The sequence below is a fragment of the Streptomyces sp. NPDC050264 genome (assembly GCF_040655895.1).
Taxonomy (GTDB): Bacteria; Actinomycetota; Actinomycetes; order Streptomycetales; family Streptomycetaceae; genus Streptomyces.
Window position 1 is genome coordinate 102,628 of record NZ_JBFAKV010000020.1, and the last position, 22,612, is coordinate 125,239.

A 22,612-nucleotide genomic window follows, 5' to 3' on the forward strand; every position below is an offset into this window, starting at 1 on the left:
CTACCAGAGGGCACCGACACGGTGAGGCCCCGGGAAAACGCCGGGGCCCGGCCCTCCCGAAGGAGAGCCGGGCCCACAGGCGTCGCGACCGGGGACTTACACGCCCGCGGCCTTGCGCAGCGCGTCCACGCGGTCCGTCTTCTCCCACGTGAAGTCGGGCAGCGGACGCCCGAAGTGGCCGTACGCGGCCGTCTGGGAGTAGATCGGGCGGAGCAGGTCGAGGTCGCGGATGATCGCGGCCGGCCGAAGGTCGAAGACCTCGCTGATCGCGGCCTCGATCCTGTCCGTGTCGACCGTCGCCGTACCGAAGGTCTCGACGAAGAGACCGACCGGCTCGGCCTTGCCGATCGCGTACGCGACCTGGACCTCGCAGCGCGCGGCGAGACCGGCGGCCACCACGTTCTTGGCGACCCAGCGCATCGCGTACGCGGCGGAGCGGTCGACCTTGGACGGGTCCTTGCCGGAGAAGGCGCCGCCACCGTGCCGGGCGTAGCCGCCGTAGGTGTCGATGATGATCTTGCGGCCGGTCAGACCGGCGTCGCCCATCGGGCCGCCGATCTCGAAGCGGCCGGTCGGGTTGACCAGCAGGCGGTAGCCCTCGGTCTCCAGCTTGATGCCGTCGTCGAGGAGCGCCTTCAGCTCCGGCTCGACGACGAACTCGCGGATGTCCGGGGCGAGCAGCGAGTCCAGGTCGATGTCCGAGGCGTGCTGGGACGAGACCACGACCGTGTCCAGGCGGACCGCCTTGTCACCGTCGTACTCGATGGTGACCTGGGTCTTCCCGTCCGGGCGCAGGTAAGGGATCGTGCCGTTCTTGCGGACCTCGGAGAGGCGGCGCGAGAGGCGGTGCGCGAGGTGGATCGGGAGCGGCATGAGCTCCGGCGTCTCGTCGCACGCGTAGCCGAACATCAGGCCCTGGTCGCCGGCGCCCTGCTTGTCGAGCTCGTCCTCGTCACCCTCGACGCGCTTCTCGTACGCCGTGTCGACGCCCTGCGCGATGTCCGGGGACTGCGACCCGATGGAGACCGAGACGCCACAAGAAGCGCCGTCGAACCCCTTCTTCGAGGAGTCGTAGCCGATCTCGAGGATCTTGTCGCGCACGAGCTGCGCGATCGGGGCGTACGCCTTGGTGGTGACCTCGCCGGCCACGTGGACCAGGCCGGTGGTGATCAGCGTCTCGACGGCGACGCGGGACGTGGGGTCCTCGCGCAGCAGCGCGTCGAGAATGGTGTCGCTGATCTGGTCAGCGATCTTGTCGGGGTGGCCCTCGGTCACGGACTCCGAGGTGAACAGGCGACGGGACACAACGCTCCCTGTGGTTGCAGCGGCTGCTGGCTGATCATTGATGGACTGCCGGGAGCTGCGCCCGGCGGCGTCCGAGACCAGTTTATCGGTCACGCTCGGCCGCCGGACCACGCGTCTCGCCACTTGGGAGCGCTGTGACCTGCGACACCGCATTCTGCGATACGACGATCGGTCTTCGGAAGAGTACCGGGCGCCCGAAATTCCCGTGTTTTCGGGAGTTCGGTGCGTCCGAAGGGGCGAACGTGGATTTTCACTCCCCGATGGGCGGGGCACACGTGCGGCGAGATTTCACACGCCGTTGGCCGACGGCACGACGCGGCGGACGACCTCGTCCCAGATCCGGTCCGCGAGCGCTTCCTTCGGGCCGTACGGGATCGGCGTCTCACTGCCGTCGGCGCCCAGGATCACGGCCTCGTTCTCCTCGGAGCCGAAGGTCTTGCGCTCCCCGACCTCGTTGACGACGAGCAGGTCACAGCCCTTACGGGCGAGCTTGGCCCGGCCGTTGGCGAGCACGTCGTCGGTCTCGGCGGCGAATCCGACGACCACCTGGCCGGGGCGCGACCGGCCGGCGGACACCTCGGCGAGGATGTCCGGATTGCGCACGAGCGCGATCGGGGCGGGCTCCTGGCCGTCCTTCTTCTTGATCTTGCCCGTGGCGTACACCTCGGGGCGGAAATCGGCCACGGCCGCCGCCATGACGACCACGTCGGCGTCGGCGGCCGCCTTGAGGACGGCCTCGCGCAGTTGCACGGCCGTGCCCACGTGGACGGTGTCGACGCCCGCCGGGTCGGGCAGCGCCGCGTTCGCGGAGAGCAGGGTGACCCGGGCGCCGCGGGCGGCCGCCGTACGGGCCAGCGCGTAGCCCTGCTTGCCGGAGGAGCGGTTGCCGAGGAAGCGGACCGGGTCGAGGGGTTCGCGGGTGCCGCCGGCGCTCACGACGACGTGCTTCCCGGCCAGATCGGAGACGGCGGCATCGGCGCCGCGCGCCAGCACCCGGCGCACGTACTCGAAGATCTCGACGGGGTCCGGGAAGCGGCCCTTGCCGGTGTCGACACCGGTCAGCCGCCCGACGGCGGGCTCGATGACGAGGGCGCCGCGGCGGCGCAGCGTGGCGACGTTCTCCTGCGTGGCCGGGTGCTCCCACATCTCGGTGTGCATCGCGGGCGCGAAGACGACCGGACAGCGGGCCGTGAGCAGGGTGTTCGTGAGGAGGTCGTCGGCGAGGCCGTGAGCCGCCTTGGCCAGCATGTCGGCGGTGGCCGGAGCGACGACCACCAGGTCCGCGTGCTGGCCGATCCGCACGTGCGGGACCTCGTGGACGGAGTCCCAGACCTCGGTGGAGACCGGGTTGCCGGAGAGCGCGGACCAGGTCGCGGCGCCGACGAAGTGCAGCGCCGAGTCCGTGGGGACGACGCGTACGTCGTGGCCGGACTCGGTCAGTCGCCGCAGCAGTTCACACGCCTTGTAGGCGGCGATTCCGCCGCTGACCCCCAGAACGACCTTCGGCTTGTCCACCGTCTCCACCGCTTCCACCGTCCGCGCCTCCCCGCACCCGTATCCCCGTACTCGTCTTCGTACGACTCCATGACACACCACAGGCCCGGCAGGGGCACTGCCGGGCCTGTGGTGACGTAAAGAACGAGCGTTACTGCGCGGGGCCCTCGATGGCCTCGGACGTCAGCAGACCCGCGTTGATCTCGCGAAGGGCGATCGAGAGCGGCTTCTCGTGGACGTGCGTGTCCACCAGCGGGCCGACGTACTCGAGGAGGCCCTCGCCGAGCTGCGAGTAGTACGCGTTGATCTGACGCGCGCGCTTGGCGGCGTAGATGACCAGGCTGTACTTCGAGTCGGTTGCCTCGAGGAGCTCATCAATCGGCGGGTTGATGATGCCCTCGGGCGCGGTGATGGAAGAGGACACGCTCTGCCTTCCGATGGGTAAAACCGGGGTGAGAAATACGGTGAAGATCAAACAACTTTCATCAAGGCTAGCAGCTCACGCGCCACGTCCTCGACGGAGGTGTTGACCAGGGTGGTGTGGAACTCCGCCTCGGCGGCCAGTTCGATCTTGGCGGCCTCGAGTCGGCGCTCGATGACCTCCGGGGCCTCGGTACCGCGCCCGGTGAGCCGGCGGACCAGCTCCTCCCAGCTCGGCGGTGCGAGGAAGACCAGCTGCGCCTCGGCCATCGACTCCCGGACCAGGCGCGCGCCCTGGAGGTCGATCTCGAGGAGGACCGGCTCACCCGCCTCGAGGTGATCGAGGACGGCGCGGCGCGGTGTGCCGTAGCGGTTACCCGCGAACTCGGCCCACTCAAGGAGCTCGCCGTTGGCGATCAGCTTGTCCATTTCCTCGTCGGTGACGAAGAAGTACTGGACGCCGTGCTTCTCGCCGGGGCGCGGCTTACGGGTCGTCGCCGACACCGAGAGCCAGACCTCGGGGTGTTCCTTGCGCATATGGGCGACGACCGTGCTCTTGCCGACCCCGGAGGGGCCGGAGAGCACGGTCAGCCGCGGACGTTCACTCATGCAGCGATTATTCCAGTTGTTCCGGAGTGCCCCGGACCAGCCCTCGGGCCGGCCGGTGACGCTCAGGCTCCGGTGCTGCCGAACTCGCGCTCCAGGGAGGCGATCTGGTTGGAACCGAGACCGCGCACCCGGCGGGATTCGGAGATCCCGAGCCGCTCCATGATCTGCTTGGCGCGGACCTTGCCCACGCCCGGCAGGGACTCCAGAAGGGCGGAGACCTTCATCTTGCCGATGACGTCGTTCTCCTGGCCCTGCTTGATGACCTCGTGAAGGGAGGCGCCGGAGTGCTTGAGTCGATTCTTGACCTCGGCCCGCTCCCGGCGAGCCGCGGCGGCCTTTTCGAGCGCGGCTGCGCGCTGTTCAGGGGTAAGGGGCGGAAGAGCCACGCCTACGTCACCTCGGATGTCGAAAAATCGGATACGGACCGGTGAGGAACCTAGTCGCCCCACACCAGGGGAGCAACGAGCAACGCGCTCGCCCGTTCTCCTCGACGGAGACTAGCGGCCGCGGCCGTCTGAGTCAGCGAGAACAGACGAAAAGTCCTGGTCAGCCTTGGCCGAGCCATGCATTTCAGACAAAACGACCTGTAAATCGGTCAAGATTCGGACGGGAGGCCCAAGGTAGGCACGGAGTGCCACTCCGAGGCGGCTCTCATCGGGCCCCCTCGACCGCCTCACGCACCTCGTCCGCGAACCGCACGGCCGCGTCCCGCAGCGCGGTCACGGACGGCCCCGCCTTGAGGACCCCGCGGCTCACACTCGGTACGACATTGCGTACGGCCGCGCCGAACACCGTGGGGAGATCGGCGGCCGTGGCGCCCTGCGCGCCGATGCCGGGCGCGAGGAGCGGACCGTTGATGTCGAGTCCGTAGGAGGACAGGTCCCCGAGGGTCGCGCCGACGACCGCGCCGAAGGACCCCAGGGGGCTCTCCGCCGCGTTCTCCTCGGCGAGGTGCGCGAGCATCGTCGCGCCCACGGTGCGGCCGTCGGCCCGTACGGCGTGCTGGACCTCGCCGCCTTCGGGGTTGGAGGTGAGCGCGAGGACGAAGAGGCCCGCGCCGGACTCGCGCGCGAGGTCGACGGCCGGCTTCAGGGACCCGTAGCCGAGGTACGGCGACACCGTCAGCGCGTCCGAGAACAGCGGGGAGTCCTTGTGCAGGAAGGTCTCCGCGTACGCGGCCATGGTGGAGCCGATGTCACCGCGCTTGGCGTCCAGGACGACGAGGGTGCCCGCGGCGCGCAGGTCGGCGACAGCGCGCTCCAGGACGGCGGTGCCGCGCGAGCCGAACCGCTCGAAGAACGCCGACTGCGGCTTCACCACGGCGACGGTGCCGGCCAGCGCCTCGACCGTCGTACGGGTGAAGGACTCCAGGCCCGCGATGTCGTCGTTCAGGCCCCAGGAGGACAGCAGGGCGGCGTGCGGGTCGATGCCGACGCAGAGCGGGCCGCGCTCGTCCATGACGCGGCGCAGACGGGCGCCGAAGGGTTCCTGCACGGTCATGCGGATTCCGCCTTCTTCACATCGGCGCCCACCGCGTCGGCGAGCGTGGCGTGCGGGGAGTTGTTCAGACGTGCGGCGAGGCCCTTGTGGATCGCGCGGGCGTAGAACGGGCCCTCGTAGATGAAGGCCGAGTAGCCCTGGATGAGCGTGGCACCGGCGAGAATGCGCTGCCAGGCGTCCTCGGCGTTCTCGATGCCGCCGACGCCCACGAGGGTGACCCGGTCCCCCACGCGCGCGTAGAGGCGCCTGAGGACCTCCAGGGAGCGCTCCTTGAGGGGAGCGCCGGACAGGCCGCCGGTCTCGTTCACGACGTCGCCCTCGGTCGTGAGGCCGGCGCGGGAGATCGTGGTGTTCGTGGCGATGATGCCGTCCAGGCCGAGTTCGACGGCGAGGTCGGCGACCGCGTCGATGTCCTCGTCGGCGAGGTCGGGCGCGATCTTCACGAGAAGCGGGACGCGGCGCGAGCGCACGACGCGGTCGGCGGCCTCGCGCACGGCGGTGAGCAGCGGGCGCAGCGCCTCCGTGGCCTGGAGGTTGCGCAGGCCCGGGGTGTTGGGCGAGGAGACGTTCACGACGAGGTAGTCGGCGAAGGCGGCGAGGCGCTCGGTCGACTTCACGTAGTCCGCGGCGGCCTCCGCCTCCGGCACGACCTTCGTCTTGCCGATGTTCACGCCGACCGTGGTCTTGAAGACCGGGTTGCGGGAGGCCAGGCGGGCAGCGACGGCCAGCGAGCCTTCGTTGTTGAAGCCCATGCGGTTGATGAGCGCGCGGTCCTGGACGAGCCGGAAGAGGCGCTTCTTGGGGTTGCCGGGCTGCGCCTCGCCCGTGACGGTGCCGATCTCGACGTGGTCGAAGCCGAGCATCGCCATGCCGTCGACGGCGATGGCGTTCTTGTCGAAGCCGGCGGCCAGCCCGAAAGGACCGTGCATACGGAGACCGAGGGCTTCCGTGCGCAGCTCCCTGTAGCGCGGCGCGAGAGCGGCCGCTACGAAGGTGCGCAGGACGGGGGTGCGGGCCGCGCGGCGGATCCAGCGGAAGGCGAGGTAGTGGGCCTTCTCGGGGTCCATGCGCTTGAAGACGAGGTGGAAGAACAGCTTGTACATGACTCAGGTCCTAGAGGTACGCGGGCGGCGGGGGCTCATGAAGAGGGGGACACCGTTTCCGGTGTCCCCCTCGTGGGCTGCTAGTCGCGGGCCGCGGTCAGGTGTTCCGCGTGTTCCTGCAGTGAACTCACGCCCACGTCACCGTGGTTGAGGGCGTCGATGCCCTGGACGGCGGCGGCGAGCGCCTGGACCGTCGTCAGGCAGGGCACGGAGCGGGCCACGGCCGCCGTGCGGATCTCGTAGCCGTCGAGGCGGCCGCCGGTGCCGTACGGGGTGTTGACGATCAGGTCGACATCGCCCGCGTGGATCAGCTGGACGATGGTCTTCTCACCGTTCGGACCCTCGCCCTCGGACTGCTTGCGCACGACGGTGGCGTTGATGCCGTTGCGCTTGAGGACCTCGGCCGTGCCGGACGTGGCCAGCAGCTCGAAGCCGTGGGCGACCAGCTCGCGCGCCGGGAAGATCATCGAGCGCTTGTCTCGGTTGGCCACGGAGATGAACGCGCGGCCCTTCGTGGGCAGCGGCCCGTAGGCGCCCGCCTGCGACTTGGCGTACGCCGTGCCGAAGACGGTGTCGATGCCCATGACCTCGCCGGTGGAGCGCATCTCCGGGCCGAGGACCGTGTCGACGCCGCGGCCGTGGATGTCGCGGAAGCGCGACCACGGCATGACGGCCTCCTTGACGGAGATCGGCGCGTCGAGCGGGAGCGTGCCGCCGTCGCCGGTCTTCGGCAGGAGTCCCTCGGCGCGCAGCTCGGCGACGGTGGCGCCCAGCGAGATGCGGGCGGCGGCCTTCGCGAGCGGCACCGCGGTCGCCTTCGAGGTGAAGGGGACGGTGCGCGACGCGCGCGGGTTGGCCTCCAGGACGTAGAGGATGTCCCCGGCCAGGGCGAACTGGATGTTGATGAGGCCGCGCACGCCGACGCCCTTGGCGATGGCTTCGGTGGAGGCGCGCAGGCGCTTGATGTCGAAGCCGCCGAGCGTGATCGGGGGCAGCGCGCACGCCGAGTCGCCGGAGTGGATGCCGGCCTCCTCGATGTGCTCCATGACGCCGCCGAGGTAGAGCTCCTCGCCGTCGTACAGGGCGTCGACGTCGATCTCGATGGCGTCGTCGAGGAAGCGGTCCACCAGCACGGGGCGGCTGGGGCTGATCTCCGTCGACTCCTCGATGTACGAGGACAGGCGGGTCTCGTCGTAGACGATCTCCATGCCGCGGCCGCCGAGGACGTAGGACGGGCGGACGAGGACCGGGTAGCCGATCTCGTCGGCGATCGCCTTCGCTTCCGCGAACGTGGTGGCGGTGCCGTGCTTGGGCGCCGGGAGACCGGCCTCCGCGAGCACCCGGCCGAAGGCGCCGCGGTCCTCGGCGGCGTGGATCGCCTCCGGGGGCGTGCCGACGACCGGGACGCCGTTGTCCTTGAGCGCCTGCGCCAGGCCCAGCGGGGTCTGGCCGCCGAGCTGGACGACGACGCCCGCGATCGGGCCAGCGAGGGATTCGGCGTGCACGATCTCCAGCACGTCTTCCAGCGTCAGCGGCTCGAAGTACAGGCGGTCGGAGGTGTCGTAGTCCGTGGAGACCGTCTCCGGGTTGCAGTTGACCATCACGGTCTCGTAGCCCGCGTCGCTGAGCGCGAAGGAGGCGTGGACGCAGGAGTAGTCGAACTCGATGCCCTGGCCGATGCGGTTCGGTCCCGAGCCCAGGATGATCACGGCGGGCTTGGTGCGCGGCGCGACCTCGCTCTCCTCGTCGTACGAGGAGTAGAAGTACGGCGTCTTCGCGGCGAACTCGGCGGCACACGTGTCGACCGTCTTGTAGACCGGGCGGACGCCGAGCGCGTGCCTGACCTCGCGGACGACGTCCTCGCGCAGGCCGCGGATCTCGGCGATCTGCTGGTCGGAGAAGCCGTGGCGCTTGGCCTCGGCGAGCAGTTCCGCGTCGAGGCGCTCGGCGGCGGCGAGCTCGTCCGCGACCTCCTTGATCAGGAAGAGCTGGTCGACGAACCACGGGTCGATCTTCGTGTAGTCGAAGACCTCCTCCGGCGTGGCGCCGGCCCGGATCGCCTCCATGACGGTGTTGATCCGGCCGTCGGTCGGGCGCACCGCCTCTTCGAGGAGAGCGGTCTTGTCGCCGGTCTTCCCTACGAAGGTGAACTGCGAGCCCTTCTTCTCCAGGGAGCGCAGCGCCTTCTGGAACGCCTCGGTGAAGTTGCGGCCGATCGCCATGGCCTCGCCGACCGACTTCATGGTCGTGGTGAGGGTGGAGTCGGCGGACGGGAACTTCTCGAAGGCGAACCGCGGGGCCTTCACGACCACGTAGTCGAGCGTCGGCTCGAAGGAGGCCGGGGTCTTCTCGGTGATGTCGTTCGGGATCTCGTCGAGCGTGTAGCCGACGGCCAGCTTCGCGGCGATCTTCGCGATCGGGAAGCCCGTGGCCTTGGAGGCGAGCGCGGACGAACGCGACACGCGCGGGTTCATCTCGATGACGATGACGCGGCCGTCTTCGGGGTTGATCGCGAACTGGATGTTGCAGCCGCCGGTGTCGACGCCGACCTCGCGGATGATCGCGATGCCGATGTCGCGCAGCCGCTGGTACTCGCGGTCGGTGAGCGTCATCGAGGGCGCGACCGTGATCGAGTCGCCGGTGTGCACGCCCATCGGGTCGAAGTTCTCGATGGAGCAGACGACCACGACGTTGTCGTTCTTGTCGCGCATCAGCTCCAGCTCGTACTCCTTCCAGCCGAGGATGGACTCCTCCAGGAGCACCTCGGTGGTGGGAGACAGGGTCAGGCCCTGACCGGCGATGCGGCGCAGCTCCTCCTCGTCGTGCGCGAAGCCGGAACCGGCGCCGCCCATGGTGAAGGAGGGGCGGACGACGACGGGGTACCCGCCGAGGGTGTCGACGCCCTTCAGGACGTCGTCCATGGTGTGGCAGATCACGGACCGGGCGGACTCGCCGTGCCCGATCTTCTTGCGGACCTCTTCCACGACGCCCTTGAAGAGGTCGCGGTCCTCACCCTTGTTGATCGCCTCGACGTTGGCGCCGATGAGCTCGACGCCGTACTTCTCGAGGACGCCCTGCTCGTGCATGGAGATCGCGGTGTTGAGCGCGGTCTGGCCGCCCAGGGTGGGCAGCAGCGCGTCGGGGCGCTCCTTCGCGATGATCTTCTCGACGAACTCGGGGGTGATCGGCTCGACGTACGTGGCGTCGGCGATCTCCGGGTCGGTCATGATCGTCGCGGGGTTGGAGTTCACGAGGATCACCCGCAGGCCCTCGGCCCGCAGGATGCGGCACGCCTGGGTGCCGGAGTAGTCGAACTCGGCGGCCTGGCCGATGACGATCGGTCCTGAACCGATGACCAGGACGGACTGGATGTCGGAGCGCTTAGGCACGCTGGGCTCCTTCTGCTGCCATCAGAGAGACGAAGCGGTCGAAGAGGTACGCGGCGTCGTGCGGACCGGCCGCCGCTTCGGGGTGGTACTGGACGGAGAAGGCCGGCTGGTCGAGCAGCTGGAGGCCTTCGACGACCTGGTCGTTCAGGCAGACGTGGGAGACCTCGGCGCGGCCGAAGGGCGTCTCGCTGACCTTGTCGAGCGGGGCGTCCACGGCGAAGCCGTGGTTGTGCGCGGTGACCTCGACCTTGCCGGTGGTGCGGTCCTGCACCGGCTGGTTGATGCCGCGGTGGCCGTACTTCAGCTTGTACGTGCCGAAGCCGAGGGCGCGGCCCAGGATCTGGTTGCCGAAGCAGATGCCGAACAGCGGCGTCCTGCGGGCGAGGACGGCGGTCATCAACGCGACCGGTCCGTCGGCGGTGGCCGGGTCGCCGGGTCCGTTGGAGAAGAACACGCCGTCGGGGTCGACCGCGTACACGTCCTCCTCGGTCGCCGTGGCGGGCAGCACGTGCACCTCGATGCCGCGCTCGGCCATCCGGTGCGGGGTCATGCCCTTGATGCCGAGGTCGATGGCGGCGACGGTGAACTTCTTCTCGCCGACCGCCGGGACGACGTAGGCCTCCTTGGTGGCGACCTCCTCGTACAGGCTCAGGCCCTTCATCGCGGGCTGCGCCTGGACGCGGGAGACCAGCTCGGCGTCGGCCGGCAGCGTCTCGCCGGAGAAGACCCCGGAGCGCATGGAGCCGCGCTCGCGCAGGTGGCGGGTGAGGGCACGGGTGTCGATCCCGCTGATCCCGACGATGCCCTGGGCGACCAGCTCGTCGTCGAGCGAACGCTTCGCGCGCCAGTTGGACGGCACGCGCGCGGGGTCGCGGACGACGTATCCCGAGACCCAGATGCGACCCGACTCGTCGTCCTCGTCGTTCCAGCCCGTGTTGCCGATCTGCGGGGCGGTGGCGACCACGATCTGGTGGGCGTACGACGGGTCGGTGAGCGTCTCCTGGTAGCCGGTCATGCCGGTGGAGAACACGGCCTCGCCGAAGGTCTCCCCCACGGCCCCGTAGGCACGGCCGCGGAACACCCGGCCGTCCTCCAGGACGAGAACGGCGGGAACTTTTGCGGCTCCCCTGGTGGAGGTGGTCATCGTGCGGTGCCTTCCGTCGTGATGGTCGTGATGGTCGTCTTGACCATGTCGTTCAGGGTGGTGACCCATGCGGCCTGCTCGGCCGCGTGGTCCGAGCGGAATCCGGAGTCGATCAGCCTGTCGCCGTGCTCCCAGGTGACGATCAGCAGACCGCCCTCCGTGAGGACCTTGCCGGCGATGCCCTTGTCGAGGCGGGCCTCGCGCAGCGCGTCCGCCGGGACGAAGAAGTCGCTCGCGCCGGGGCGTACGACGTCCAGACCGGCGTCCGTCAGGGTCAGCTCGACGCGGCTGCGGGTACCGAGGCCGTGCGCCACGATGCGGTCGAGCCACTGCCCGGCGGTGGTGGAGCCGTGGTACCGGCCGCTCATGGTCATTTTCGGCTCGTCCGGCGATTCGGGCGACTGCGGCAGCGGCGGCAGGCCGCCCTGCAGGGTGCCGCGCCACTTCCAGCCCTGGCGCATCAGCCAGTAGACGAGCGTGATGAAGAGCAGCAGTCCGACGATCCAGCCGATCCGGTCGGCCCAGTCGGTCACGTCCGCCGACTTCTGTTCGGCGGCCAGGTGCAGCAGAGGTGTCACGCGAGCTTCCCGTCGGCGAGGGTGGCCTTGCCCCGCAGCCAGGTGTGGGTGACGCGCCCCGGCAGCTCACGGCCCTCGTACGGGGTGTTGCGGCTGCGGGAGGCGAAGCCCGCGGGGTCAACGGCTCCACGGTAGTCGGCGTCGACGAGAACGAGGTTGGCGGGCTCACCTGCCGAGACGGGACGTCCATGGCCCGCGGCCTGTCCGATCTCGGCGGGCTTGACGGACATCCGCTCGGCGACGCCCGCCCAGTCCAGCAGGCCCGTCTCGACCATGGTCTGCTGCACGACGCTCAGCGCGGTCTCCAGGCCCACCATGCCCATGGCGGCGGCGGCCCACTCGCAGTCCTTGTCCTCGTGCGGGTGCGGGGCGTGGTCGGTGGCGACGATGTCGATCGTGCCGTCGGCAAGCGCCTCGCGCAGCGCCAGCACGTCCTTCTCGGTGCGCAGCGGCGGGTTGACCTTGTAGACCGGGTTGTACGAACGCACGAGCTCGTCGGTGAGGAGCAGGTGGTGCGGGGTCACCTCGGCGGTCACGTCGATGCCGCGGGACTTGGCCCAGCGCACGATCTCCACGGACCCTGCGGTCGACAGGTGGCAGATGTGCACCCGCGAGCCGACGTGCTCGGCGAGCAGCACGTCGCGGGCGATGATCGACTCCTCGGCGACGGCGGGCCAGCCGCCCAGGCCCAGCTCGGCGGAGACGGTGCCCTCGTTCATCTGGGCGCCCTCGGTGAGCCGGGGCTCCTGCGCGTGCTGGGCGACGACGCCGCCGAAGGCCTTCACGTATTCCAGGGCGCGGCGCATGATCACGGCGTCGTGGACGCACTTGCCGTCGTCGGAGAAGACGGTGACGCCGGCGGCGGACTCGTGCATGGCGCCGAGCTCGGCGAGCTTGCTGCCTTCGAGGCCCACGGTGACGGCGCCGATGGGCTGCACATCGCAGTAGCCGTGTTCCTGGCCGAGCCGGTAGACCTGCTCGACGACGCCGGCGGTGTCGGCGACCGGGAAGGTGTTGGCCATGGCGAACACGGCGGTGTAGCCGCCGGAGGCGGCGGCCTTGGTGCCGGTCAGAACGGTCTCGGAGTCCTCGCGGCCCGGCTCGCGCAGGTGGGTGTGGAGGTCGACGAGGCCCGGCAGGAGCACCTTGCCGTCGGCCTCGACGACCTCGTCCACGCCGTCCGCGCTCAGCGCAGTTCCGATCTCGGCGATGACGTCGCCGTCGATCAGGACGTCCTGCGCCTCGCCGCCGAGTACCTTCGCACCACGGATCAGTGTCTTCTGCGTCTCGCTCATGCTTGCTTCTCCTCGGTACGAGAGTGGGTGACGGCGGGCTCGTTGCCGCCGAGCAGCAGGTAGAGGACGGCCATACGGGTGTGCACACCGTTGGCGACCTGTTCGATGGCCGTGCAGCGGTCGGAGTCCGCGACCTCGGCGGTGATCTCCATGCCGCGGACCATCGGTCCCGGGTGCATCACGATGGCGTGCTCCGGCATCTTCGCCATGCGGTCGCCGTCGAGGCCGTAGCGGCGCGAGTACTCGCGCTCGGTCGGGAAGAACGCCGCGTTCATCCGCTCGCGCTGGACCCGCAGCATCATCACGGCGTCGGACTTGGGGAGCGTGGAGTCCAGGTCGTAGGAGACCTCGCAGGGCCAGCTCTCGACGCCGACGGGCAGCAGGGTGGGCGGCGCGACGAGGGTGACGTCGGCGCCCAGGGTGTGCAGCAGGTCGACGTTCGAGCGGGCGACGCGGCTGTGCAGGACGTCGCCGACGAGCGTGACGCGCTTGCCGTCGAGGCCCTTGCCGAGCCCGGCGTCCGCGCCGACCAGGCGGCGGCGCATCGTGAAGGCGTCCAGGAGCGCCTGGGTGGGGTGCTGGTGGGTGCCGTCGCCCGCGTTGATGACGGGGGCGTCGATCCAGCCGGAGGTCGCGAGCCGGTAGGGGGCGCCGGACGCGCCGTGCCGGATGACGACGGCGTCGACGCCCATCGCCTCCAGGGTCTGCGCGGTGTCCTTCAGGGACTCGCCCTTGGAGACGCTGGAGCCCTTGGCCGCGAAGTTGATGACGTCGGCGGAGAGGCGCTTCTCGGCGGCCTCGAAGGAGATCCGGGTCCGGGTCGAGTCCTCGAAGAAGAGGTTGCAGACGGTCCGCCCGCGCAGCGCGGGCAGCTTCTTGATGGGCCGGTCGGCGACCCGGACCATCTCCTCGGTGGTGTCGAGGATGAGGACGGCGTCGTCGCGGGTGAGGTCGGCGGCCGAGATGAGGTGTCGCATCATCGGGGGTGCTCCGTAAGGAAGATCAGGAGATTTGGGGCATACGGGCGCGCGAGGGCACACCTGTCAGGGCGTACGTCCCGGCTGGGACGCACGCGCGAAGGTGGCTACTGCTCGGCCGCCTTGGAGTCCCGCTTGGCACCGAGCAGCACGGCGTCGCGGCCGTCCTCCTCGGCGAGCTGGACCTTGACCGTCTCCCGCAGCGACGTGGGGAGGTTCTTGCCGACGTAGTCGGCGCGGATCGGGAGTTCGCGGTGGCCGCGGTCGACGAGGACGGCGAGCTGCACGGCACGCGGGCGCCCGATGTCGTTCAGGGCGTCGAGGGCGGCGCGGATGGTGCGGCCGGAGAAGAGCACGTCGTCGGCGAGGATCACGAGGCGGCCGTCGATGCCGTCGCCGGGGATCTCGGTGCGGGCGAGCGCGCGCGGCGGGTGCATGCGCAGGTCGTCCCGGTACATCGTGATGTCGAGCGAGCCGACGGGGACGGCGCGGCCGGTGATCTCTTCGAGCTTCTCGGCCAGCCTGCGGGCGAGGAAGACGCCCCGCGTGGGAATGCCCAGGAGGACCACGTCCTCGGCGCCCTTGGCGCGCTCGACGATCTCGTGGGCGATACGGGTCAGTACCCGCGCGATGTCAGGGCCTTCGAGAACGGACCTGGCGTCGGAATTCTGCGTGTCCATACGAAACGGACCCCCTTCTCCGCCTCACGGGACGGATCTTAAAGGACGTCGGATTTGCGCCATCCACATTACCAGCCCTTCAACATCGCTGATCACCACCCTGGAGGTGCGAGATCGCCCGTTTTGGGGGAAGGTCGGTACGGACCATTCGGCTTGACGCGGCCAAGTAACGCTGCGTAACCTCACAGTGAGTTACCTACCACGCGGCGCAGCCGCACAGTGATGCAGTGTCCGGGGAGCTATATGTCCAGCGAATACGCCAAGCAGCTCGGGGCCAAGCTCCGTGCGATCCGTACCCAGCAGGGCCTTTCCCTCCACGGCGTCGAGGAGAAGTCCCAGGGACGCTGGAAGGCGGTCGTGGTCGGGTCGTACGAGCGCGGTGACCGTGCCGTGACCGTGCAGCGCCTTGCCGAGCTGGCGGACTTCTACGGGGTTCCGGTGCAGGAGTTGCTGCCCGGCACGACTCCCGGCGGCGCGGCCGAGCCCCCGCCGAAGCTCGTCCTGGACCTGGAGCGCCTGGCCCACGTGCCGCCGGAGAAGGCGGGCCCGCTGCAGCGCTACGCCGCCACGATCCAGTCGCAGCGCGGTGACTACAACGGCAAGGTGCTCTCGATCCGCCAGGACGACCTGCGCACGCTGGCCGTCATCTACGACCAGTCGCCCTCGGTCCTGACCGAGCAGCTGATCAGCTGGGGCGTCCTGGACGCGGACGCGCGCCGTGCGGTGGCGCACGAGGAGGCCTGACCCAGGGCCGCATCGCAGAAACGTCACATCCCTAGGGGCGGAGCCGTCGGCTCCGCCCCTAGGGATGTGGCGACCCCGCCAGGCTCAGACCTGGTACAGCCGCCCGATGACCTCGGGCAGCAGCCGCTCGCTCAGCCGTGGCGGCAGCGACTGCAGCACGGCAAGGACCGGCGCCATCCGCTCGGGCAGCCGGCCTTCCTCCCCCACCCCCGCGAGGGCGAGCGCCACGTCGACCTCCTCGGGGCCCAGCGCCTCCGGGTCGAGCGAGGCGGCGGCCTCGACGATCGCCGGGTCCACGTGCACGGGCCCGGCCTCCCGCGCCCGGCCCACCGCCTTCTCCAGTTCGGCCAGGAGCAGGCGCACGCCCTCCTCGCCCGCGACCGCCGCGGTCACCGTCAGATGCAGATTGGCCGGGGAGGCGCCGAACGCGGGCTGCGGCTGCAGATACCAGCCGCTCCCCCGGATCTCGTCCGCCACGACGAACACATCGATCTCCGGGTCGTCGGAGGCGACGGCGAGCAGGGACGCCTCGGGTTCGGCGAGCAGGCGCAGTCCCTCGATCCGCCGCACGCCGTCGGCGAGCGCCCGGGTCGCTCGGTGGACGCGCGTCGACAACTCGGTGTAACCCTCGGCGCCCACCCGCTCCGTCACCGCCCAGGCCGCCGCGAGCGGCCCCGCCGACTTGGTGCCCTGGAGGGTGGAGTTGACGACGGGGTAGCCGGGCCAGGAGGCATGTGCGAACCAGCCATGGCGGCGCAGTTCGGCATCCCGGAAGAGGAGGAGCGAGGCGCCCTTCGCCGTGTACGCGTACTTGTGGAGGTCCACCGAGAGGGAGGTCACTCCCGGGACGGACAGATCGAACTCCGGTATTTCCGGCGCGTCCTGGGCAAAGCGGCCTTCGCGTACGGCCGCCCGCAGATGCCCGAGGTACCACCCCCCGATGCACGCGTCGACATGGCAGAGCACGTCGCGCCGGGCCGCCTCCGCCGCCACCTCGGCGATCGGGTCGAGCACGCCGTGGGCGTACGAGGGCGCGGAGACCACGACCAGCGCGGTGCGGTCGGTGAGGGCGGCGGCGACGTCGGCGGGACGGACCTTGAAGGTGCCGGGGTCGACGGGGACGGTGACGACGGTGAGGCCGAAGAGTTCGGCGGCCTTGTGGAACGCGGCGTGCGCGGTCTCCGGGAGCACCAGCTCCGGGTCGGTCACGCCCCGCACGCGACGTGCGTGCTGCCGTGCGGTCAGCACGGCGAGCAGGCAGCTCTCGGTGCCGCCGCTGGTGAACGTACCCGCGTCCCCGCCGAGCAGCGCGGTGGCCCGCCGCACGAGGTCGTTCTCCAGCTCCACCACGCTCGGGAACGCGGTCATGTCCAGCCCGTTGACCCCGGCGAAGGCGGCGGCGGCCGCGCTCGCCAGCTCCTCCAGCCCCTCACGCCCGGAGTCGTAGACGTACGCCATCGTGCGGCCGCCGCGTACGGGAAGATCGGCTGCGCGCAGCGCGGTCAGCCGCGCCAGGATGGGGTCATCGGTCGTCATACGGACTCCTCGTCTCGCTCGGTGCGCTCATCGCGCAGCCGGGTCAGTTCGGCCTCGGTCAGGCGGTAGCGGGCCAGCAGGGGAAGGCTGAGCAGGAGCAGGGCGGCGGGCAGGGCGCCGAAGCCGACGACGATCGCGGTGAGCGCCGAGCCGGGCTGGGCCACGCGGTGGTCGGCGTCGGAGGAGGCGAAGTCGCCGAGCGCCAGTACGAGCCCGAACAGGCCGGGCCCCAGGGCGAGTCCGAGCGTCTCCCCGGCGGTCCACAGCCCGGTGAAGACCCCGGCCCTGCGCCGGCCGCTCGTGTACGCGTCGGCGGCGATCGCGTCGCCGAGCATCGCCATCGGCAGCATCTGCATGCCGGCGTACCCGACCCCGGCCACGGCCACGGCGACGTAGATCAGGGTGGTCGGCAGCTCACGGCCGGCTGCCGCCCCCAGGGCGCCCAGCAGGAAGCAGAGCGAGGCCCCGACCGCCGCGTTCCGCTTGCCGCCGCGGCGTCCGAGCGCCAGCCACAACGGCATCGCGAGCAGCGACGGGACGATGAGACAGGCGAACAGCAGTGTCGTGGCGCCGGGACGGCCGAGGATGTACGTCGCGAAGTACTGGGTGCCCGCCAGCATCAGGCCGGTCGCCGCGGCCTGGGTGACGAAGGCGCCGAGCAGCCAGGCGAACGGCGCGTTGCCGCGGGCCGCGCGGAGCTGGGCGCGCAGGCCGGGCCCGCTCGCCGCGGGGATGACGCTCCTGGTCCCCGCGGTCGCGGCCACGGCGGCGAGCATGCCGGCGGCGAGGAGCGCGCCGATCACCACGCCCATCAGCCGGTAGCCGCCCGCGCTGCCCCGGTCGTCGGCGGTGGCCCCGGCGAGCAGCGGCGCGACGGCGCCTGACAGCAGGATCGCGACGGCCAGGAAGGCCACGCGCCAGGACATGACGCGGGCGCGCTCGTCCGGGTCGGCCGTGAGTTCCGCGGGCAGCGCGACGTAGGGGACCTGGAAGCAGGCGTACGCGGAGGCGGTGAGCAGGAACAGGACGGCGACGTACGCGGCCGCGGGGCCGCCGGCGAGGCCCGGCGCGGCGAACATGGCCGCGAAGCAGATGGGCATGGTGAGCGCGCCGAGGAGCATCCAGGAGCGGCGCGGGCCGAAGCGGGACCGGGTACTGCGGTCGGAGAGGCTGCCGATCCAGGGGTTGAGCAGGACGTCCCATGCCTTGGGCAGGAAGACGAGCAGCCCCGCCACTCCCGCGCCGACGCCGAGGACGTCGGTCAGGTAGTAGAGCAGGAGCAGGCCGGGGACGGTGCCGAAGGTGCCGGTGGCGAAGGAGCCGAGACCGTAACCGACGCGCACCCTGGCACGGAGCGGGCTCGGGCCTGTTGGGGACATGGCCAGAACCTAGTGAGGCCCCGGGGGAACGCACCAGGCCCGAAGCAGAACATTGTTCAAGTTCTACCTCGGGCCTGCGGAGATGCGGTGCGCTCTGCGGCGTTATGCCTGATCGCGGCGGAGCGAGGACTTCAGGTCCTTGAAGCGGCCCAGAAGTCCGTTGATGAACGCCGGTGACTCGTCGGTGGAGAACTCCTTGGCGAGCGAGACGGCCTCGTCGAGCACCACGGCGTCCGGGGTCCCGTCGACCCAGACCAGCTCGTAGGCGCCGATCCGCAGAATGTTGCGGTCGACGACCGGCATGCGGTCCAGGGTCCACCCGACGGCGTACTGCGAAATGAGCTCGTCGATCCGGGCCGCCTGCTCGACGTACCCCTCGACCAGCTCCATCGTGTACTCGCTGACGGGCGGCTGCCGCGTGTCACTGCGGGAGTGCCGGATCCAGTCCGCGAGGACCGTCAGGGGATCGGCGCCGCGCTGGTCTGCCTCGAAGAGGATCTGAAAGGCGCGCTTGCGGGCCGTATTACGGGCAGCCACGGTTAGCTGTTCACCCGGCCGAGGTAGCCACTGTCACGGGTGTCGACCTTGATCTTCTCACCCGTGGTGATGAAGAGCGGCACGGCGATCTGGTGGCCGGTCTCCAGGATGGCGGGCTTGGTGCCACCGGTGGAGCGGTCGCCCTGGACGCCGGGCTCGGTCTCCTTGATGACGAGCTCGACGGCGGCCGGCAGCTCGACGAAGAGCACCTCGCCCTCGTGCTGCGCCACGGAGGCGGTGAAGCCCTCGATCAGGAAGTTGGCGGCGTCGCCGACGGACTTGCGGTCGACGTGCAGCTGGTCGTAGGTCTCCATGTCCATGAAGACGAAGTAGTCGCCGTCCATGTACGAGAACTGCATGTCGCGCTTGTCGATCGTGGCCGTCTCGACCTTGACGCCGGCGTTGAACGTCTTGTCGACGACCTTGCCGGAGAGCACGTTCTTGAGCTTGGTGCGCACGAAGGCCGGGCCCTTGCCGGGCTTGACGTGCTGGAACTCGACGACGGACCAGAGCTGGCCCCCGTCGAGCTTGAGCACCAGGCCGTTCTTGAGGTCGTTCGTGGAAGCCACGGTTGCGGAATCTCCTGGACTGACGTGGACGACCCCGGGGCAGGCGCTCGGCCCCTGGCCGGATCTCTCCGGCTAGAGCGCGAGCAGCTCCTTGGTCGTGATGGTGAGTAGCTCGGGTCCGCCGTCCGCCTCGGGGCGAACGACGAGCGTGTCATCGATCCGGACGCCGCCCCGGCCCGGGAGGTGGACCCCCGGTTCGACGGTGACCGGCACACAAGCGTCCAGTTTACCCATGGCCGCGGGGGCCAACTGCGGGTCCTCGTCGATTTCGAGTCCCACCCCGTGTCCGGTCAGCTGCGGGAGCCCGTCACCATACCCCGCCGCGTCCAGTACGTGACGGGCCGCCCGGTCCACCTCGCGGTACTCCGCCCCGGGCACGAGACTCTCCCGGCCGGCCCGCTGAGCGGCGAAAACGACGTCGTACAGCTCGATCTGCCAGTCGGCGGGCGAAGTCCCGATGACAAAGGTCCGGCCGATCTCGCAGCGGTATCCGCGATACGTGGCACCCAGGCACACGGAGAGAAAGTCACCCTCCTCGACGCGGCGGTCGCTGGGCCGGTGGCCGCCCCGGCCGGAGTTCGGCCCGGTGCCCACGCAGGTGGGGAAGGCCGGCCCGTCGGCGCCATGGTCGACAAGTCGACGTTCCAGCTCCAGGGCGAGGTGGCGCTCGGTGCGGCCCACGAGGATCGACTCCAGCAGTTCGCCCAGCGCCTGGTCGGCGATCTCGGCGGCGATGCGCAGGCAGGAGATCTCGTCCTCGTCCTTGACCAGGCGCAGCTGCTCCACGGCCTTGTTCAGGTCACGGAAGCGCAGCCCGGGCGCGACCGCGCCGAGCGCACGGTGCCGGGCCATCGTCAGATGGTGTTCCTCGACGGCGAGCGAGTCGACGCCCTGCGCGGCCGCCACATCGGCGGCGGCGACGGCCGGGTCCCCGGCGGACACGGCCAGGACCTGCACCCGCAGCTCCTCGTCGGCCCGCCCCTCGCCGGTCTGCCCGCTGGGCGGCCGGGCACAGAGCAGGACGTCACCACTGCCGCCGGAGTCCCTGCCGAGCAACAGGACGGCGCCGGGCGGCGCCGCTCCCGTGAGGTAGCGGACATTGGCGGGGCGCGAGACGAGCGCGGCCGCGCTGCCGCCCGCCGTCGCGTGCTCTCTGAGCCGGTCCCGTCGGGCCGCGTACACCTCTGCCATGAGGCCGAGCGTACGAGCGGCTGCGCCGGGCGGCCGGTTCAGCGCGTCCGGACGGGCGGTGCCGCCTGTGCCGCCCGGGCTGCGGTCACCACTGGGGCGGGCTCGCGATGGCGCGGGCGAGCACCTCGTCGAGGACCTGCGCGGTGGCGGCCACGTCGAGCTGCGAGTTGTCGATGATCGGCAGTCCCGAGCCGTACCAGCCCGCCATGCGGCCGTGGATGCGGGCCACTTCCTCGTCGGTCAGGCGGCGGTTCCCACTGCGCTGCGCGTTGCGCTCCAGGACGATCTCCAGGCCCGGCAGCAGGACGACCGGCAGCAGGCCGGGGCCGACGTGCCGCTTCCAGCCGCCCAGGCCGACGACAGGCCGGTCCGGGAAGACGGCGTCGTCGAGAACGCAGGAGATCCCGTTCGCCAGAAAATTGCGGGCGGCGAAACCGCAGGTGCGGCGGGCGAGGCGGTACTGCGCCTCGCTGTTGTCGTTCCACCCCGTCTGCGGGTCGGCGAACCCGGAGCGCACCCATTCGCGGACGTCGTCGAGGCTGATGTGGGCCGTGGGCACACGACGGCTCTCCGCCCAGTGCTTGGCGACGCTGGTCTTGCCCGCGCCGGCGGGGCCGATGAGCAGCACGGCGAGGATGGTCCCGGCCGGATCGGCGGGGGCCTGCGCGGGCGGCGGGCTCGGCACGGCGACGGGCGCGCCCGTCGGGAGCTGCACGTGCCCCGTGGTGTCGCGCTGCGGCGCGGCCGACGCCAGCGGGGCCTGGGGCGGCTGGGGGTGCGGTGGGACCGGCGGCGGGTGCGAGGCACCGGTGAAGCCGGGCGCACCGGGGTGCTGCTGCGCCTGCGGCGCCACAGGCCAGGCGCCGGCCGGTCCGTGCCCCGGCCGATGGGGCGGTGGCAGCGGAGACCCCACTGCGTGCTGCATCCGGTGCCACTCCGTCTCGTACAACCGTCAAGGGGGGCGCCGACGATCAGGGGCGCTACCGAACGGTACCGCCCCCGGCCGCCGTTGTGTGAACGGCCGGGGAGGTCACAAAGTGCCCGTAGCTGAACGACCGGAGCTATTCGGCCACTTCGCCATAGGCGGCGAGAAGGACGGCGGGGTCGGGGCCCTCAAGAACAGTGGGCTTGCCGAGACCGTCGAGGACGATGAAGCGCAGCAGGTCGCCGCGGGACTTCTTGTCGACCTTCATGGTCTCCAGGAGCTTGGGCCACTGGTCGTGGCGGTAGCTCAGCGGGAGGCCGACGGACTCCAGGACGGTGCGGTGCCGGTCGGCGGTCGCGTCGTCCAGGCGCCCGGCCAGGCGGCCGAGTTCGGCGGCGAAGTGCATGCCCACCGAGACGGCCGCGCCGTGGCGCCACTTGTAGCGCTCGTTCTTCTCGATGGCGTGCGCGAGGGTGTGCCCGTAGTTGAGGATCTCGCGCAGGCCCGCCTCCTTCAGGTCGCCGGAGACCACCTCGGCCTTGACCTTGATGGACCGCTCGATGAGCTCTGCGGTGTGCGGGCCCGCCGGGGTACGAGCCGCCTGCGGGTCCTCCTCGATGAGCTCCAGGATCCGCTCGTCAGCGATGAACCCGGCCTTGATGATCTCGGCGAGGCCGGACACGTAGTCGTTGACCGAGAGGGAGTCGAGCGCGGCGAGGTCGCACAGCACACCGGCCGGCGGGTGGAAGGCGCCCACCAGGTTCTTGCCCTCGGCGGTGTTGATGCCGGTCTTGCCGCCGACCGCGGCGTCGACCATGGCGAGCACGGTCGTCGGGACGGCGATCCAGCGCACGCCGCGCAGCCAGGTCGCCGCGATGAACCCGGCGAGGTCCGTGGTGGCGCCGCCGCCGACGCCCACGATGACGTCGCTGCGCGTGAAGTTGGACTGCCCGAGGGCCTTCCAGCAGTACGCGGCCACCTCGGCGGTCTTGGCCTCCTCGGCGTTCGGCACCTGGATGGCGACGGCCTCGAAGCCCTGATCGGCCAGGTCGGCGCGGAGCGCCTCCCCGGTCTCGGCCAGCGCCTCCGGGTGCACGACGGCGACCCGCTTGACCCGGTCGCCGATCAACGAGCCGAGCTCGCCCAGGAGTTGGCGGCCCACCAGCACCTCGTACGGATCGGTGCCGGCGGTGCCGCCGACCTGGATCCGGGTGATCTGCTCGGCCACTTCCGACTG

At 70.7% G+C, this 22,612-nt stretch carries 21 protein-coding genes; 1 reads left to right on the plus strand and 20 read right to left on the minus strand.

Going from position 1 to position 22,612, the window contains the following annotated elements:
- Window positions 1-96 precede the first annotated feature (96 nt).
- The 13 genes from metK to pyrR form a co-directional block, all read right to left on the minus strand.
- Window positions 97-1,305, minus strand: a complete 1,209-nt coding sequence (metK, locus tag AB0J02_RS30430; protein WP_363197017.1) for a methionine adenosyltransferase — start codon at window positions 1,303-1,305, stop codon at window positions 97-99.
- 288 nt (window positions 1,306-1,593) lie between these two features.
- Window positions 1,594-2,820 (minus strand): bifunctional phosphopantothenoylcysteine decarboxylase/phosphopantothenate--cysteine ligase CoaBC, encoded by a 1,227-nt coding sequence (gene coaBC / locus AB0J02_RS30435; RefSeq protein WP_363197092.1) that lies wholly within the window; start codon window positions 2,818-2,820, stop codon window positions 1,594-1,596.
- 130 nt (window positions 2,821-2,950) lie between these two features.
- Window positions 2,951-3,223: a DNA-directed RNA polymerase subunit omega gene (gene rpoZ / locus AB0J02_RS30440; RefSeq protein ID WP_005319902.1), complete on the minus strand. Its 273-nt coding sequence runs from the start codon at window positions 3,221-3,223 to the stop codon at window positions 2,951-2,953.
- A 47-nt stretch (window positions 3,224-3,270) separates the two neighbouring features.
- On the minus strand, window positions 3,271-3,828 hold the full coding sequence (gene gmk / locus AB0J02_RS30445) for a guanylate kinase (RefSeq protein ID WP_363197018.1): 558 nt from the start codon (window positions 3,826-3,828) through the stop codon (window positions 3,271-3,273).
- Window positions 3,829-3,890: 62 nt separating this feature from the next.
- Entirely contained in the window at window positions 3,891-4,214 is a 324-nt protein-coding gene (locus AB0J02_RS30450; RefSeq protein ID WP_026246651.1) for an integration host factor, read from the minus strand.
- A gap of 265 nt (window positions 4,215-4,479) precedes the next feature.
- Window positions 4,480-5,328 (minus strand): orotidine-5'-phosphate decarboxylase, encoded by an 849-nt coding sequence (pyrF, locus tag AB0J02_RS30455; protein ID WP_363197019.1) that lies wholly within the window; start codon window positions 5,326-5,328, stop codon window positions 4,480-4,482.
- Window positions 5,325-6,431, minus strand: a complete 1,107-nt coding sequence (locus tag AB0J02_RS30460) for a quinone-dependent dihydroorotate dehydrogenase (RefSeq protein WP_363197020.1) — start codon at window positions 6,429-6,431, stop codon at window positions 5,325-5,327. Before AB0J02_RS30460 ends, pyrF begins: the two co-directional genes overlap by 4 nt.
- Before the next feature lie 80 nt (window positions 6,432-6,511).
- On the minus strand, window positions 6,512-9,820 hold the full coding sequence (gene carB, locus AB0J02_RS30465) for a carbamoyl-phosphate synthase large subunit (protein ID WP_363197021.1): 3,309 nt from the start codon (window positions 9,818-9,820) through the stop codon (window positions 6,512-6,514).
- A complete protein-coding gene (gene carA / locus AB0J02_RS30470) occupies window positions 9,813-10,964 on the minus strand; it encodes a glutamine-hydrolyzing carbamoyl-phosphate synthase small subunit (RefSeq protein ID WP_363197022.1) in 1,152 nt (383 codons plus the stop codon). Before carA ends, carB begins: the two co-directional genes overlap by 8 nt.
- Window positions 10,961-11,542 carry a hypothetical protein gene (locus tag AB0J02_RS30475; protein ID WP_363197023.1) on the minus strand — a complete coding sequence of 194 codons (582 nt, stop codon included), beginning with the start codon at window positions 11,540-11,542 and terminating at the stop codon, window positions 10,961-10,963. Before AB0J02_RS30475 ends, carA begins: the two co-directional genes overlap by 4 nt.
- Window positions 11,539-12,837: a dihydroorotase gene (locus tag AB0J02_RS30480; protein WP_363197024.1), complete on the minus strand. Its 1,299-nt coding sequence runs from the start codon at window positions 12,835-12,837 to the stop codon at window positions 11,539-11,541. The genes AB0J02_RS30475 and AB0J02_RS30480 overlap by 4 nt, the downstream gene beginning before the upstream one ends.
- Window positions 12,834-13,817 (minus strand): aspartate carbamoyltransferase catalytic subunit, encoded by a 984-nt coding sequence (locus AB0J02_RS30485; protein ID WP_363197025.1) that lies wholly within the window; start codon window positions 13,815-13,817, stop codon window positions 12,834-12,836. Before AB0J02_RS30485 ends, AB0J02_RS30480 begins: the two co-directional genes overlap by 4 nt.
- A 104-nt stretch (window positions 13,818-13,921) precedes the next feature.
- Complete coding sequence (gene pyrR / locus AB0J02_RS30490; protein ID WP_363197026.1) at window positions 13,922-14,494, minus strand: bifunctional pyr operon transcriptional regulator/uracil phosphoribosyltransferase PyrR; 573 nt, start codon at window positions 14,492-14,494, stop codon at window positions 13,922-13,924.
- A 243-nt stretch (window positions 14,495-14,737) separates the two neighbouring features.
- Between pyrR and bldD the strand changes: the two genes are divergently transcribed.
- Entirely contained in the window at window positions 14,738-15,238 is a 501-nt protein-coding gene (gene bldD, locus AB0J02_RS30495; protein ID WP_093894511.1) for a transcriptional regulator BldD, read from the plus strand.
- 84 nt (window positions 15,239-15,322) lie between these two features.
- On the opposite strand, the gene AB0J02_RS30500 is transcribed toward bldD, so the two are convergent.
- The 7 genes from AB0J02_RS30500 to aroB all read right to left on the minus strand — a co-directional run bounded on the left by AB0J02_RS30500 (window position 15,323) and on the right by aroB (window position 22,603).
- The gene (locus AB0J02_RS30500) at window positions 15,323-16,774 is read right to left on the minus strand and encodes an aminotransferase class V-fold PLP-dependent enzyme (protein ID WP_363197027.1); all 1,452 of its coding nucleotides are present in this window, start codon (window positions 16,772-16,774) and stop codon (window positions 15,323-15,325) included.
- Window positions 16,771-18,153, minus strand: a complete 1,383-nt coding sequence (locus AB0J02_RS30505; protein ID WP_363197028.1) for an MFS transporter — start codon at window positions 18,151-18,153, stop codon at window positions 16,771-16,773. The genes AB0J02_RS30500 and AB0J02_RS30505 overlap by 4 nt, the downstream gene beginning before the upstream one ends.
- A 102-nt stretch (window positions 18,154-18,255) precedes the next feature.
- Window positions 18,256-18,690, minus strand: coding sequence for a transcription antitermination factor NusB (gene nusB / locus AB0J02_RS30510; protein WP_363197029.1), 435 nt, complete (start codon window positions 18,688-18,690; stop codon window positions 18,256-18,258).
- A gap of 2 nt (window positions 18,691-18,692) precedes the next feature.
- The gene (gene efp, locus AB0J02_RS30515) at window positions 18,693-19,259 is read right to left on the minus strand and encodes an elongation factor P (RefSeq protein ID WP_363197030.1); all 567 of its coding nucleotides are present in this window, start codon (window positions 19,257-19,259) and stop codon (window positions 18,693-18,695) included.
- Between the two features lie 72 nt (window positions 19,260-19,331).
- On the minus strand, window positions 19,332-20,450 hold the full coding sequence (locus AB0J02_RS30520; RefSeq protein WP_363197031.1) for an aminopeptidase P family protein: 1,119 nt from the start codon (window positions 20,448-20,450) through the stop codon (window positions 19,332-19,334).
- An 85-nt stretch (window positions 20,451-20,535) separates the two neighbouring features.
- Window positions 20,536-21,375, minus strand: coding sequence for a Pro-rich N-terminal domain-containing protein (locus tag AB0J02_RS30525; RefSeq protein WP_363197032.1), 840 nt, complete (start codon window positions 21,373-21,375; stop codon window positions 20,536-20,538).
- A gap of 136 nt (window positions 21,376-21,511) precedes the next feature.
- A complete protein-coding gene (gene aroB / locus AB0J02_RS30530) occupies window positions 21,512-22,603 on the minus strand; it encodes a 3-dehydroquinate synthase (protein ID WP_363197093.1) in 1,092 nt (363 codons plus the stop codon).
- Window positions 22,604-22,612: the final 9 nt, after the last annotated feature.